The 15,504-nt window shown below is 32.3% G+C and carries 12 protein-coding genes; 4 read left to right on the top strand and 8 right to left on the bottom strand.

From position 1 onward, the window contains the following. Window position 1: 1 nt before the first annotated feature. Window positions 2-1,636: a S41 family peptidase gene (locus G4D72_RS11755; RefSeq protein WP_166077906.1), complete on the top strand. Its 1,635-nt coding sequence runs from the start codon at window positions 2-4 to the stop codon at window positions 1,634-1,636. A gap of 96 nt (window positions 1,637-1,732) precedes the next feature. Next, window positions 1,733-2,554 carry an OmpA family protein gene (locus G4D72_RS11750; protein ID WP_166077905.1) on the top strand — a complete coding sequence of 274 codons (822 nt, stop codon included), beginning with the start codon at window positions 1,733-1,735 and terminating at the stop codon, window positions 2,552-2,554. Between the two features lie 69 nt (window positions 2,555-2,623). Here G4D72_RS11750 and G4D72_RS11745 read toward each other — a convergent pair whose 3' ends face one another. The 4 genes from G4D72_RS11745 to G4D72_RS11730 all read right to left on the bottom strand — a co-directional run bounded on the left by G4D72_RS11745 (window position 2,624) and on the right by G4D72_RS11730 (window position 7,273). Next, complete coding sequence (locus G4D72_RS11745; RefSeq protein ID WP_166077904.1) at window positions 2,624-3,067, bottom strand: GNAT family N-acetyltransferase; 444 nt, start codon at window positions 3,065-3,067, stop codon at window positions 2,624-2,626. Next, window positions 3,068-4,045, bottom strand: coding sequence for a DUF4837 family protein (locus G4D72_RS11740; RefSeq protein WP_166077903.1), 978 nt, complete (start codon window positions 4,043-4,045; stop codon window positions 3,068-3,070). It lies immediately after the preceding gene. Between the two features lie 87 nt (window positions 4,046-4,132). Beyond that, window positions 4,133-5,863, bottom strand: a complete 1,731-nt coding sequence (locus G4D72_RS11735; RefSeq protein WP_166077902.1) for a lytic transglycosylase domain-containing protein — start codon at window positions 5,861-5,863, stop codon at window positions 4,133-4,135. A 222-nt stretch (window positions 5,864-6,085) separates the two neighbouring features. Then, entirely contained in the window at window positions 6,086-7,273 is a 1,188-nt protein-coding gene (locus tag G4D72_RS11730; RefSeq protein ID WP_166077901.1) for a phosphoglycerate kinase, read from the bottom strand. A 92-nt stretch (window positions 7,274-7,365) separates the two neighbouring features. Here G4D72_RS11730 and G4D72_RS11725 point away from each other — a divergent pair, with 92 nt between their 5' ends. Beyond that, window positions 7,366-8,523 carry a DNA polymerase III subunit gene (locus tag G4D72_RS11725; protein WP_166077900.1) on the top strand — a complete coding sequence of 386 codons (1,158 nt, stop codon included), beginning with the start codon at window positions 7,366-7,368 and terminating at the stop codon, window positions 8,521-8,523. 117 nt (window positions 8,524-8,640) lie between these two features. Beyond that, window positions 8,641-9,018, top strand: coding sequence for a DoxX family membrane protein (locus G4D72_RS11720; RefSeq protein ID WP_166077899.1), 378 nt, complete (start codon window positions 8,641-8,643; stop codon window positions 9,016-9,018). 140 nt (window positions 9,019-9,158) lie between these two features. On the opposite strand, the gene G4D72_RS11715 is transcribed toward G4D72_RS11720, so the two are convergent. The 4 genes from G4D72_RS11715 to mnmG all read right to left on the bottom strand — a co-directional run bounded on the left by G4D72_RS11715 (window position 9,159) and on the right by mnmG (window position 15,488). Then, complete coding sequence (locus G4D72_RS11715; protein ID WP_166077898.1) at window positions 9,159-11,432, bottom strand: helix-turn-helix domain-containing protein; 2,274 nt, start codon at window positions 11,430-11,432, stop codon at window positions 9,159-9,161. Window positions 11,433-11,575: 143 nt separating this feature from the next. Next, complete coding sequence (locus G4D72_RS11710; RefSeq protein ID WP_166077897.1) at window positions 11,576-12,127, bottom strand: OmpH family outer membrane protein; 552 nt, start codon at window positions 12,125-12,127, stop codon at window positions 11,576-11,578. Between the two features lie 429 nt (window positions 12,128-12,556). Beyond that, the gene (locus G4D72_RS11705; protein ID WP_166077896.1) at window positions 12,557-13,405 is read right to left on the bottom strand and encodes a class I SAM-dependent methyltransferase; all 849 of its coding nucleotides are present in this window, start codon (window positions 13,403-13,405) and stop codon (window positions 12,557-12,559) included. A gap of 211 nt (window positions 13,406-13,616) precedes the next feature. After that, the gene (gene mnmG, locus G4D72_RS11700) at window positions 13,617-15,488 is read right to left on the bottom strand and encodes a tRNA uridine-5-carboxymethylaminomethyl(34) synthesis enzyme MnmG (RefSeq protein WP_166077895.1); all 1,872 of its coding nucleotides are present in this window, start codon (window positions 15,486-15,488) and stop codon (window positions 13,617-13,619) included. Window positions 15,489-15,504: the final 16 nt, after the last annotated feature.

Below are 15,504 nucleotides of genomic sequence, written 5' to 3'. Positions count from 1 at the left end.
CATGGGTTTTCTAAATAAAAAAAAGGTACTTATTCCAACACTTTTAGGTGGATTTTTGTTTCTCGCAGTAAGTTTTCAAAATGATTTTTTCGCATTAGCCAAACAAATTGAAATCTTTACCAATGTGTACAAAACTGTCAATCAAAATTACGTAGATGAAACCAATCCGGGTAATTTAATGGATGTGGCGATAAAAAGCATGCTTACCGAATTAGATCCGTATACGGTATATTTTGACGAACAAGATGTATTAAAATTTAAAATTAACAATACTGGAGAATATACCGGAATTGGCGCCATGATTACCAGAAAAGACGATAAAATCATTATCAAAGAAGTCTATCAAAACATGCCCGCTGATAAGGCTGGTTTTAAAGCTGGTGACATCATCACTCAAATTGGAGATGTAGTTTTAAAAGACTTCAAAGATGACGCTTCGCAATTATTAAAAGGTACAAAAAACACTAAAATTGATATTGTTTATTTCCGTCAAGGAATTGAAAAAAAAGGACAAATTATTTTAGATGAAGTTGAAATAAAAGCCGTTCCTTATTTTAAATTATTAAATGATAAAACGGGTTATATCGTACTTCAAAAATTTAACGAGAAAGCCTCAGCAGAAACTAAAGCTGCTTTATTAACGCTTAAAGAACAAGGCGCTACAAAAATTATTTTAGATTTAAGAGACAACCCAGGTGGTTTATTACATGAAGCAGTAAATATTTGTAATTTATTTGTGCCTAAAGATGAAATTATCACTACTACAAAATCGCAAAACAAAATACACAATCATATTTACAAAACTAAAAACGAACCAGTTGACACAGAAATTCCTTTAGCCATTATTGTAAATGACAGAAGTGCTTCTGCATCTGAAATTGTTTCTGGTGCATTGCAAGATTTAGATAGAGCGGTAATTGTGGGTAACAGAAGTTTTGGAAAAGGTTTGGTGCAACGTCCGTTTAATTTAACTTACGGAACCCAAGTAAAAGTCACAATCTCGAAATATTACACGCCTTCAGGAAGATGTATTCAAGCTACAGATTACAGCAAGAAAGATGCTAATGGTAAGGCCATAAAAACATCGGAAAAAGAATTTAACGCTTTTAAAACAAAAGGTGGAAGAACGGTTTATGATGGTGGTGGCGTTTTACCAGATGTGGAAATTGCCGACATGAAAAAAAGTGCCATCAGTTTAAGTATTGCCAATTCTGATGCTGTTTTCGAATTTGCTACTATTCTATTTTACAGAAATCCGAATGCAAAAAGTGTCACTAACATATCAGATGCCGAATACAACGAATTTAAAGCGTATTTAAAGAAAGAAAAGGTTGAAATCAACACTAATATCGACAAGTCTTTAAAAAACCTTTTAGAAGCCGCGAAAAAAGATAAAATTGATGCCGACTTAAGTGTAGAAATAAAGCAATTAGAAGCCGCTATTGAAAAAACAAAAGACAAAGAACTGGATAAGAATAAAGAAGAAATTAAACGCCTACTTTTACAAGAATTACTTTTAAGATACGGATATAAAACTGCTTTTTACGACTATGTATCTTCCAAATATTCTGATGTTATTAAAGCACAACAAATTTTAAATAATACAACAGAATACAACAAAATTTTAAAGAAATAAGATGACATCGCTAACCATAAAAACTTTGCTTTTGCAAACGCAACTAAATAAAAAAGCGATTGCATATCTGACCACTAAAAAATAATTTCTACATCTATGAAAAAATTTGTATTAGCCTTGCTTTTATTTGCTACTGGAATTGGTTTTTCTCAAGAACAAACGGTACATTCTATTTATTTTGAAACAGATGTAAGAGAAATTAAACAATTACAATCGGATGCAGTTGTACATTTTTTAAGTTTAATTGACACCACCCGTTTAGAAAGTGTTTCCATTTTTGGATATTGTGATGATGTTGGAAAAGTCGATTATAACTATAAATTATCGCAAGACAGAGCCAATAGTGTGAAGAATATGTTGGTGAAAAAAGGCGTGAAATACAAAATTATTGTAAAAATTGAAGGAAAAGGAAAAGTAATGATCGATGAAGATTTGGAAGAAAATGTTCCAGAAGCACGTTCTAAAAACCGTCGAGTAGATGTCGTTTTAAATTTTAAACCTTTTGTTGTCGAAGAATTAAATATTCCAGGGCTCTATTCTACTATTCGAAAAAACGCTCAAGTTGGCGACCGCGTGTACTTAGATAAATTACTTTTTGATGCCGGAAGTAGCAAACTGAAAGAAAGTGCCAAAAAAGAATTAGAAAAAATAACCATTCTTTTAAAAAGATATCCAACACTAAACGTTGAAATTCAAGGCCATGTGTGTTGTACGCCAACGTTTCATAAAGAAGCTATTGATAAAGATACCAAAAAAAGAGAACTATCTAAAAACCGAGCGGAAAGAGTGTACAAATATTTACAAACACGCGGCATTAGTAAAGCTCGATTAACCTTCAAAGGTTATGGCAACACACAACCTTTAGGTAAAGGCTCAGAATACGACCGAAGAGTCGAATTAGTAGTTACGAAGATTTGATGTTAGAATAATTCAAAAACAAAAAACCCTATCAAAACAAAACTTGATAGGGTTTTTTGTGAACCAAAACTACACTTTCCTCATTTCAATATGCGGAATGTCGTCTTCTAAATAACTTTCGCCAACAGTAACAAAACCATGACTTTCATAAAATTTTTGCAAATACAATTGTGCAGAAATGGTAATGTTAGTTGCAGCATACAAGTCTTTTATGGCTTGAATAGAAGCATGCATCAAATCGTGTCCAAATTTTTTATCTCGATGTATTGCCTTAACAATTACACGACCTATAGAACTGTCGTTAAAATATTCTTTTGGTTTAAAAAGTCGAGAATAAGCAGCTAAAACCCCATCGTGATATCCTAAAACATGAAAAGCTTTTTCATCTTTACCATCAATGTCTTGATACACGCAATTTTGCTCCACTACAAAGACTTCTGAACGCAGTTGTAGTATTTCGTATAGTTCTGTTGTAGAAAGCTCGTTAAACGGCTTTATTTTAAATTGTATCATTTATAAAATTTTAGTAGATTTAATTATCGCTTCCATTTCAAATAATAAGTCTTTTTTATTGTGAATTGGGTTGAATGCAAAACCATCAATAATAATAAATCTTTTTCGTTTGTTGTCTCTAATGGCAAAATTTATATAGGGTCCGGTCATAAAATCTTTGTGAAATTCCCAACTTCCTCGCATTTCATAAGCTAAATTATTTTGAATTTCTGTAGTATGAAAGCTAGGATAATAGGCTTGCTCTGTAATCATATAACTTCCTTTTGTTTTCCCTAAAACATACTTTTTAGAAACCTGATTTCTGATAAACAAACTATTAGTAACTACTACATTCTTGTTATATATTGCCGAAAAACTTGCCGTGTAAATCAGTAAATTATTATTACCTGAACCAACATCTTTTCGTAACCACAAAAAATTATCTCCTTCTAAGCCTTTATGATACTCGGCTGGAATTTGAACATCAACTAAAAACTTTTTCTTAATTTTTTGGTGTAACTTTTTGTTAACTTTATGCTTGGCTAAAAGGAAATTAAGTTCCGAATTATAAAACGTATTCATAATTTCTTTAGAAGCTAATTGCAGTTGTTCCAATAAAATTGCTTCGTTTTTTCCTTGAAGCGAATAAATGTGCTGATTGGGCGCATATTTGTTTTTTACATGCGAAGTTTGCGATTTAAAACTCGGAGAAACAATTAAAATATTTCTTGAAACTTTTGCCTTTGCAGGAAAATAATTCGTATGAATGGGTTGTAAAGTAAAAACGGCTTCCGAATCGTGTAAACCAACAACTGGAGCCGCGAATTTTTCTCTAATTTTATCACCCACTTTTCCGTTCCAAAGGGAAATCGGAATGAAAACCGTTACGGAATTCTGATTCAAATAGGGGTTTTTAGCTATAACCTCTTTTTTCTCTTGTTCGTTATTAAAACAAGAAACTAAGCTGAAAGTGAAAAGGAAAAGAATTATTTTTTTCAATTGGGAGATTTTAATGTGGCTAAATTAAAATAAAAAACCACAATATCGATGAGAATATTGCGGTTTTTAAGAACTTTTATTTTAAGGTTAACCCTGAATTTTCAATTTCATTCCTGGTTGAATGTTATCTGATTTTAAATCGTTTTTCTTTTTTAAATCGTCAGCCGTCAAATTGGGAAACTTTTTAGTGATAGAAAAAATAGAATCGCCTTTTTGAACAATGTAATAATCTTCTTTTATGTCAATTTTGCTTTTCGCAGAAGCATATTTGTTTTCTGTTTTAGCTTTAACTGGTTCTGTGTTGGAAAGTTCTGTGTTTTCAGCAACCGCATTTTCTACTTCTGGAGCTATAAGTTCCGTTTTCTTTTTCGGTTTTTTAACCACTTCATTAACCGTGACTTTTTTAGTGGTCTGTATCACCAAACTTTGTCCCGCATTGATAGTACTTCCTTTGATGTTGTTCCATTTTCTTAAGTCTGTAATAGAAACATTGTGTTTTTCTGCAATTACACCTAACGATTCACCAGATTTGACTTTATGATAATTTTTGGACACTACTTCTTTGGTGCGTTTTTTTATCACTTCTTCGAATTCTATAGTGTCATTATTTTTGAAATTTACAGTAGAAGCAGAGGCTAAAGCAATAGAATCTTTTTTAGCAATACTGTCTCGCTTTCTTAGTTGAGCCAATTCCATATTTCTAATTTTCTCTTGTTCTAGATACGCTAAATAGCCATAAATTTTTTCTTCATTGGAAACAAAAATCCCAATTTTACTTTTAGGTAAACGCAAGTAGAAATGTTCGTTACCAATGGAAGGAATGTATTTCGATTTGTAAATTGGATTCAAATATTCTAATTGTTCTTCAGAAATGTCTAATAAATCTGATAACTGTTTGAAAGTCATAGCATGTTTTACCATTACAGTATCCGTTTCCGCATACTTCATTTCTGCTTTGTGAGGCACTAAACCGTGTTCTTTTTTGAACTCGTATATGTACATTGTAGCTAAAAATGCTGGTAAATAATTGGCTGTTTCTTGTGGTAAATATTTTCTAATTTCCCAATAATCGGTTTTTCCGCCAGATCGTCTAATCGCTTTCGAAACATTTCCTGGTCCGCAATTGTATGATGCTAAAACCAAACTCCAATCGCCAAAAATTTCATACATGTTCATCATATAATGACAAGCTGCTTCGGTTGATTTTATTGGATCATGACGTTCATCTACATACGTTGTGATGTCTAATTTATATTGTTTTCCAGTAGCTGGCATAAATTGCCATAAACCACCGGCACCGACTTTAGATTTTGCTTTTGGTTGTAAAGCCGATTCTACAATCGCTAAATATTTAATTTCTAATGGCAAATTGTATTTTGATAATTTTTCTTCGAAAAGTGGAAAATAATATTCAGCAATAGCCATTTGTCTTTCAAAACTTTTAGCTCTGTTTTTTAAGAACGATTTGATAACATTTTCTAACGCTGGATTATAATTGATATCAAAAGGCGACTGCACATCTAAATTGTGTAAACGTTTTTTTAGTAATTCGGTGTCTAAATCGTAGGATACTTTTTCATCAATGTTTAGGTTTTCAATATCGAAAAACATTTCGTTTGATAAACTCGCATCAGATAGCTCTTTCATCCATCTTTGGTCGATACAAGCACTAGTTTCGTGATTTTTAAATGTTTTTTTAAGCGAATCTAAATAAGAAATTTTAGGTTCAAAAAAAGCAGGTTTTGTTTCTATATTTTCTTGTGCCAACAATCCGTTCGAAAACAGAAAACCCGCAGCAAGTACAATTAAATTCTTCATTTATTTCTATGTTTTTTCTCCACAACTACCGGAGCATTTTATCTAAATCATTAATATACAATTACTTGTAGAAACGCAAATATATTTTATTTATTGTTAAGCACCCAATTTTTAACGTTTAAATTTGGAATTTAACGTTTATTTAGAGGTTTGGGAAATATTTAAAAAACCCTCAGAGAGTTTTGAACACTTGGAGGGTAATGTTATTAATAGAATTATTTTCTACTTCAAAATTGCCGCAATTCCAGGTAATGTTTTTCCTTCTAACATTTCTAACATCGCGCCACCGCCTGTAGATACGTAGCTCATTTTGTCTTCTAAGCCAAATTGTTTTACGGCCGCCACACTATCACCGCCGCCTACTAAAGAGAAACATCCGTTTTTGGTAGATTCTGCAATGAAATCTCCTAAAGTAATCGTTCCGTTAGCAAAAGCTGGTAATTCAAACACACCAATCGGACCATTCCAAAGGATAGTTTTTGAGTTTAAAACCACGTCTTTTAGCATTTCTAAAGTTTTCGGACCAGCATCTAAACCTTGCCATCCAGCCGGAATTTCTGCTACATTTACAATTTGTGTATTCGCCTCATTTGAAAACGCATCGGCAGCAAGTACATCAACAGGTAAATGAATTTTTACGCCTTTTGCTGTGGCTTGTTTCATGATGTCTAAAGCCAATTCCATTTTATCGTCTTCACAAATTGAATCTCCGATATTTCCGCCCATCGCTTTGATGAAGGTAAACGTCATTCCACCACCAATAATCATGTGGTCTACTTTATCTAAAATGTTTTCGATAATCGTAATTTTAGAAGAAACTTTACTTCCTCCAAGTATGGCTGTAACTGGTTTTTCAGAGTTTTTCAATACTTTGTTTATACTTTCAATTTCTTTTGCTAATAAAGCTCCAAAACATTTGTCATTTGGGAATTCGTTCGCAATAATTGTTGTAGAAGCGTGAGCTCTATGCGCTGTTCCGAAAGCATCATTTACGTACACATCACCCAAACTTGCTAATTCTTTAGAAAAACCAACATCTCCAGCTTCTTCTTCCGCATAAAAACGTAAATTTTCTAACAATAAAACTTCACCATTTTGTAAATTGGCAGCTGCTTCTTTGGCAATTTCTCCTCTACAATCTGAAGCAAATGTTACTTTTTTTCCTAAAACTTCTTCAATTTTGTAAACGACATGACTTAACGAATATTTGTCTTCTTTTCCTTTTGGTCTTCCTAAATGCGACATTAAAATTACTGAACCACCATCATTTAAAATTTTATCAATTGTTGGTTTTGCGGCTTCAATACGGTTCGCATCTGTAACTTTAAAATTTTCATCTAAAGGCACATTAAAATCTACACGGATTAAAGCTTTTTTGTTGTTAAAATTGATGTCGAAAATAGTTTTCATAGGATTATGTTGTTTGTTATTTTTACATTAAGAGAATTGCAAATATAAAAGTTTGATTTTAAACCAAGACAAAAATCTCTTATATTTGCTCAATGCTATTTCAAGACATACTTGGTCAAGACCACATTAAAAATTACTTAATTACTACTGCCAACGCAGGAAGAATTCCACATGCCCAATTGTTTATTGGTCCGGAAGGTTCTGGAACGTTGCCCATGGCTATTGCTTATGCGCAATATATTTTATGTAGCAATACAAATGGGGAAAACAATACTGGAAATGCGGCTTGTAATTTAAAATTTGAAAATTATTCGCATCCCGATATGCATTTTGTGTATCCTGTTACTTCAACGGATGATGTAAAAGGCGACAGTGTGGTGAGTTCAAATTTCTTAGATCAATGGAGAAGTTTTTTAAAGGAAAATCCATATGCCAGTTTATTTGATTGGTACAAAAAACTAGAAATTCCGAAAAAACAAGGGATTATAAGCGTTAAAGAATCGGCGGCGATTAATAAAAATTTATCTTTAAAAGCCTACGAAGGCGGTTACAAAGTGATGATCATTTGGATGGCCGATAAAATGAGAACTGACGCAGCCAACAAATTACTGAAATTATTGGAAGAACCGCCAGAAAAAACCGTTTTCATTTTAATTTCTGAAAGTATTGACGATTTATTACAAACGATTATTTCCCGTTGTCAAGTAGTTGATTTCTTAGCGTTGCCCGAACAAGTGATTACAGAAAAATTAATTTCTGCCCATCAAGTAGAGGCGAATGTAGCTAAAAAAATTGCACATCAAAGTGAAGGTAATTATAATAAAGCGTTGCATTTATTACACAAAGATGACGATGATAGCATTTTTGAAGAGTGGTTTATCAATTGGGTTCGAGCGGCATTTAAAGCCAAAGGAAATGCAAGTGTGATTTCCGATTTAATTGCTTGGAGCACCACCATTGCGAAAGAAGGAAGAGAAACACAAAAGAACTTTTTACAATTTTGTATACAGTTTTTTCGTCAAGCTTTGTTGTTGAATTATCAAACGAAAGATCTGGTATATTTAGAACCGAATTTCGAAAATTTTAAGTTGGAAAAGTTTGCGCCTTTTATTCACGGAAATAATATAATGGATATTTTCAAAGAATTAGAAGACGCCATTTATCATATAGAAAGAAACGGAAACAGCAACGTGATTTTAACCGATTTATCGATTAAGTTGACGCGATTGTTGCATAAAAAAGAAATTTAATTTCGAAGCTTATTCTAAAAAAATAACCACAGATTCGCAGATTATTAAAAATAAAATTTAAAAAAATCTGCGAATCTGCGGTAAATATTAAAAAACACTAACTTAAAAATAAAAAACATGAATGCATTTGCTCTAATTTTACTAGCTTTTTTAGCCATTACATTTTTACAATCGGGATACGATAAAATAGCAGATTGGAACGGAAATGTGAGTTGGTTAAAAGAACATTTTGCTCAAACTTTCTTAAAAAACCAAGTTCCAGCCGCTTTATTAACTGTTTTGGCTTTAGAAATCGTAGCCGGTGTATTAGCAATAGTTGGAATGGTAGAAAACATTATGAGTGGCGCCACTATTATGGGCGATTATGCATGTATGGTTTCATGTGTAACTTTGTTATTATTACTATTCGGACAACGCGTAGCCAAAGATTATGATGGCGCAAGAACAATTGTGATTTATCTAATTCCAGCTCTTATTGGTGTGTATTGGTTGTAGATTATTTGGGATTTACGAAGTAGATCAACACTATAGGTTTTGAATGAAATTTACACGCACCGTTTGTCTTGCTGAAAGCATCTGACACAAAATTAATCATGACCTTTCAGTGTGACATACTTGACGTAAAATGATTTCGCTTAATTCTCCAATCCCACTTTAAACAATCGCAATTCTTCCCAAGAGAAAGTATCGCCGTGTTTTTCTTTCAAAAGACCTAAACCTTCACCGTTATAATCCTTAAAAACTTCATGTAACGCGGCAATTTTTTCATCCGACATAATATCAGAAATGGTTAACACTTCCATTTGTATGAGTTTAGTAAAATGGTTGTAAATAGAGGCTACCGTTAATTTTCGTTTGGCTGCGATTTCTTCTATTGATAAGTTTTCTTTCCAAAGCTCTAATGTGATTTCGATTGTGGATTTTTTTGGTTCTGTCGATTTGGATTTTTTCGATTTGGTTTTCTTACTGAAGGTTTCCGAATGATCTTTTTCTATGAAACCATCTATTTGCTTGAATTTTTCGGATAATGAGCCAATTTTATTGATTTTATAAAACTTCATATCATCGGAAGACATGGTTTTTTTATTGAATTCAATTCCGTTGACTAAATTCTTAATCAACAACATTGATTTTTTCAATTGCAAAACGGTTTTGACTTGAATTTCTTCTAACTCTAAAAGTTCGTCGTGGAAGGTTTTGACTTTCTTCAAGTTACTCACTTCTGCGATTTTTAAAAGTAAATCCGTAACCTGATAATCTAACGTTTTGAAATAGTAGTGATATGCGGCTTCACATCGTTCTGCTAAAAAAGGAATATCAATCGTTTCTTGGTAACAAATTTTCTGAATTTGATTGATAAATTTCTGAGACGTTTCGAATAAAGCAGCAACAATACTTTCATTTTGTTGTGCCCAAGTTCGGTATTTAGATTTTGTAGAATTCGAAACTTCATCGTTATACGAAAACAAATGATTGCGCCATTCTTGAGCCAATTGTCTGAAATCGAAACTTTTACACAATTCTAAACGTAAAAAATGTTTGGTTTCAAGCGCTAAGGATTGTTCTAAAATCGTTTCATCAGCTTTGTTATTCGCATAATTCAGCACTTCCGAATCTGAAGAAATACCGTTTAATTGTATCGGAGAAAGCAAAATTAAGCCTTTTAACGAACGAAGTCGGGATAAAGCTACATAAGCTTGTCCGGGCGCAAAAACACGCGAAACATCTAACGCAGCGTTGTCGAAAGTTAAACCTTGACTTTTATGCACCGTAATGGCCCAAGCTAATTTCAACGGATAATGGCTAAAAGTTCCCACAACGGTTTCTTCAATCTCTTTGGTATCAGGATTTACCGTATATTTTATGTTTTCCCAAGTGTATAAATCTACTTCAACCGTTTTGTTTTCGTCAGGAAAATGAACTAAAATTTCTTTCTCAGCCAAAGAAGTAATGGTTCCGATTTTTCCATTGAAATAATTTTTTTCAAAAGACGTGTCGTTTTTAATAAACATCACTTGCGCGCCGACTTTTAAATCCATTTTAGGTTCAATCGGATATATTTTTTCTGGAAAATCTTCAACCAATTCTGGAAAATAAGAAAAAGTTTTTGTTTTCAATTCGGCTAAAGCTTCTTTGTTAATTTCATCGGCCTTAGCGTTATGAGTAGTCACAATAATACAACCGTTATGGTTTTTGATATTAAAATCGGGTTTTACGTACTGATTTAAGACGGCTATATTTTCTGTTGTAATTTTATTGTTTCGAAGATTATTTAAAATTGAGATAAACGTTTCATCATCTTGACGATAAATTTTATCTAATTCGATATACATCGGCGGATTTTGCTGGATTACTTGCGAATGAAAAAAGAACATTCCTTGGTAATACTTCTTCAATTCGAACCAATCTTCTTGTTTGATAACGGGTGGTAATTGTAGTAAATCTCCTATAAAAAGCACTTGAATACCACCAAAAGGCGCATCCACTCTTCTTACTTTTTGAAGCATAAAATCAATGGCATCCAAAACATCTGGACGAAGCATGGAGACTTCATCGATAATAAGCAATTCTAAATTTAAAAGCACTTGTTTTTTAGTGCCATTCATTCGGAAATGTTTAGAGATCGTACTTTTGGTTTCGAATTTATGTTGACTCGAAGTAACTACTTTATAATCAGGAATAAAAGCAGAAAAAGGCAGTTGAAACATGGAATGAATGGTTACTCCGCCAGCATTCAATGCAGCTATTCCAGTAGGAGCAACAACAACCGTGTTTTTGTGTGATGTAGCTATGATTTCTTTAAGAAGCGTGGTTTTTCCTGTACCAGCTTTACCTGTTAAAAAAACAGATTTGTTCGTTTGGTTGATAAATTGAAGGGTGTATTGAGCGGCTTTAGATAAGTGTTCCACGTGGCGTATAATTTTAGTAAAAGATTTTTAGTTAAAAAATCTTGTTTGCTTCGTTGTCAAACAAAATTAATTTAAAATAGATTCTGAAACAAATTCAAAATAATAAAATATAAAAAAAGCCCTGATTACTCAGGACTTAGATGTTATTTCTTTTCTTTAGTCTTTTTATATTCATCATTTAACTGAGTTAAAACCGCTTTAGTTAAATCATAAGAATCTTTAGCATAAATTACAGTCGGCATATCATCAGAAGTAGTAAAAATATAGTCAAATTTCTCTTTTTTACCATAATTTTTAATGTACTGTTTAACTTGTTTAACTAATGTATCTTGTAATTTTGCAGCTTCTTGATCGATTTTACCATAAGCTTCATTTTTTTCTTGAGCTAGTATTTGAGATCTTTGTTGTAACTCGGCATATTTTTGTTGTGCCCAAGCCTGTCCGTTAGCTTGTGCGTTTCTTTGGAAAGCGTCTTTTTCTGCTTGCAATTGTCTCATTTTAGCTTCAATTGGGCGACCAATTTCTTCAGCTTTTACTTTAAATTTTTCGTTTTCGTCTTTAAATTTTTCATAGTCTTTTAACAAAACACCAGAGTCAATATAACCTGTTTTAAAGTCTTCTTTTTTTGCAGTTGCCGTTTCTTGGCAAGAAATCATAGCTACACTTAAGGCAACTAATACTAATACTTTTTTCATTTTTATTTAATTAACATTTATTGGTATGAAATCCTTACAGGAAATCAATTTTTTAATTTTGGTAAAAATAATAGGTTTCTTTTTAATTTTAATTCTTTTTTGAAAATAATTTAATTAAAACTGAAACTCATGTTCTCAACCTAAAACTAATTAAAAAATGCTTGTAGTAAAAATAGCTTTTATACTTATTGGCATCATTTAACTTATAAGAGAATCGATTTTTTATTTTATAGCATTTCTGTGCGTTTAAAATGTAGAAATACTCAAAAAACCAACTATAACAAAACTTTATGTTTATTTAAAATAACGATAAATATTTACTATTAAAAGTCACTTATTTAAACAACACTATTATAAAACATCTTTTTTTGGTAATATATTTTGATGTTTTTATGTAAAATCAGCTTTAAAATCGCTTTATTTTGCTTTTTAGCTGTTTTTTATGATATAAATGTGTGAAGAAAACTCTTTTTTGAAGATACCTGACACATTTGAAAGTAATCCGATACTAAAACCTTTTACAAAACTCATTTTACCATTTTTATATTTTTCAGATAAAAGTGACACATAAAAACTATCGAACCACATGGGTTTTACTTTTTTCAATTCCATATCTACATCAGAAAATAATCTTTTGATACTTGTTTTAGAAAAATGCCATAAATGTCGAGGTACATCATAAGCGGCCCAATAACGTTTATAATATTTAGCATCGTACGATTTGTAATTGGGAACCGCAATTATTAAAGTTCCGCTAGGTTTTACAATTCTTTTTAAATTGCTAATGTATTCTTGTAAATTAGGAACATGTTCTAAAACATGCCACATCGTAACAACATCAAAGGAGTTGTCTGGTAAATTAAAAATATCTTCGGTAAAAATCACGCCTTTATTTACTGCTAGTTTTTTAGCTCCAGCATCTGGTTCGAAACCTAATATATCCCAACCTTGATTTTTGGCTTCAACTAAAAAATCTCCAGTTCCGGAACCGATATCTAAAAGTTTTCCTTTTTGATTTTGTTCTGATGTAATTAAAGCGACTTTTCCTTTAATCGCATTTCTTTTTACTAAATGATAAATTTTTTCAAATAGTGTGCGTTTTCCATCTGTATGAGAAATATAATCTTCACTTTCGTAATACTTTGGTAAAACAGCTAAAGATGGAGTAGGTGTTGTTTTTAGTAAATCATATTCTTTGTTATGTAACAAAGAAAAGGTTTCTTTTGAAACCGAATGATCTTTAACTATTATAAATTGGTTTTCTTCTAAAAAATTCATTTTATGTTTTGGTCTTTATTTATAGGCTTTCACAACGTTGTTTCACGTGGAACTTTTCTTTTAGTATTCAGTCACAGTTTTCAGTCGCGGTTTTCAGTTGCAGATTTTAGTCGCAGTTTTCAGTCGCAGTTTTCAGTTTCAGTATTTATTTATCAAGAATAATGCATAAACAAAAACTGAAACTGTAAACTCAGACTGAGACTGTAAACTATTAACGTCCCATATGAATTAACAATACAGAAATATCACTTGGAGAAACACCACTAATTCTTGAAGCTTGTGCTATAGAGGTTGGTCTAATTTTTGAAAGTTTCTGACGTGCTTCAATAGAAATGGCTTTAATCTTTTCAAAATCATAATTATCTGGAATACGAACATCTTCTAAGCGATTCACTTTATCTGCATGCACTTTTTCTTTTTCAATATAACCAGCATATTTTACTTGAATTTCTGCTTGTTCAATAACTTCTTGATCTAAATTGTGTTCAGAAATATAATCGGTAACCGCTTCAAATTTTAAAATATCTTCTAAATCTATTTGCGGACGAGAGAACACTTTAAACATTTTATCACCTTGCGTCATCAAACTGGAACCTTTTGCTTCTAAAATAGGATTAGCAATTGCAGCTTTCACACTTGTTTCTTTAAAGAATGTTACAAACTTTTCTGAAGCGTCTAATTTATATTCCATACGTTTTAAACGATCAACTTTAGCTAAACCAATTTCAAAACCTTTAGGAGTTAAACGTAAATCCGCATTATCTTGTCTCAATAAAGTTCTGTATTCTGCACGAGAAGTAAACATGCGATAAGGTTCTTCTGTTCCTTTAGTAATTAAATCGTCAATCAAAACACCAATGTAAGCTTCATCACGTTTTAAAATTAAAGGCTCTTTTTCTTGAACTTTTAAAGCGGCATTAATTCCAGCCATCAAACCTTGAGAAGCTGCTTCTTCATAACCAGTAGTTCCATTAATTTGTCCTGCAAAATACAAACCGTTGATTAATTTTGTTTCTAAAGTATGTTTCAATTGGGTAGGAGGAAAGTAGTCGTATTCAATTGCATAACCCGGACGGAAAAATTTAACTTTTTCAAAACCTTCTACAGAACGTAATGCTTTGAACTGTACTTCTTCTGGAAGCGAAGTTGAAAATCCATTAACATACACTTCACAAGTATGCCATCCTTCTGGCTCGACAAATAACTGGTGACGATCTTTATCAGCAAAACGATTAATTTTATCTTCTATAGAGGGACAATATCTTGGGCCGATTGATTTAATTCTACCGTTAAACATCGGACTTCTATCAAAACCTTGACGTAATAAATCATGAACCGTTTCAGAAGTGTAAGTCATATAACAAGAACGCTGTTCAGTTAAAGGTTTAGTAATATCCGAATATGAAAATTTAGACGGATTAACATCACCTGGTTGTTCGATCATTTTAGAATAATCTAAAGAACGTCCATCAACACGAGGAGGAGTTCCTGTTTTCATTCTTCCTGATTCAAATCCCATTTTTATCAAATCTTCTGTTATTCCGAAAGAAGCACTTTCTCCAGCACGACCACCTCCAAATTGTTTATCACCAATATGAATTAATCCGTTTAAAAAAGTACCATTGGTTAAAACAACAGTTTTTGCTTTAATTTCTAAACCAAGAGATGTTTTGATACCAATAATTTCGTTGCCTTCTGATAAAATTCCAGAAACCATTTCTTGATAAAAATCCAAATTCGGAGTTCCTTCTAACATCATTCTCCATTCTTCAGCAAAACGCATTCGATCAGATTGACATCTTGGCGACCACATCGCGGGACCTTTTGAAAGATTCAACATCTTAAACTGAATTGCAGTCAAATCAGAAACGATTCCCGAATAACCACCCAATGCATCAATTTCACGAACAATCTGTCCTTTTGCAATTCCACCCATAGCAGGATTACAAGACATTTGTGCAATGTTTTGAAGATTCATCGTGACCAACAAAGTTGAACATCCCATGTTTGCGGCAGCAGCAGCAGCTTCACATCCAGCGTGACCTGCACCAACAACAATTACATCATATTTTTCTTGAAACATATCTATTGTTCCACGT

This window comes from Flavobacterium difficile (assembly GCF_011392115.1).
In the GTDB taxonomy this organism is placed as follows: Bacteria; Bacteroidota; Bacteroidia; order Flavobacteriales; family Flavobacteriaceae; genus Flavobacterium; species Flavobacterium difficile.
Note: the sequence above shows the minus strand (reverse complement) of the source record. Positions and strands in the feature narration are given on the sequence as shown.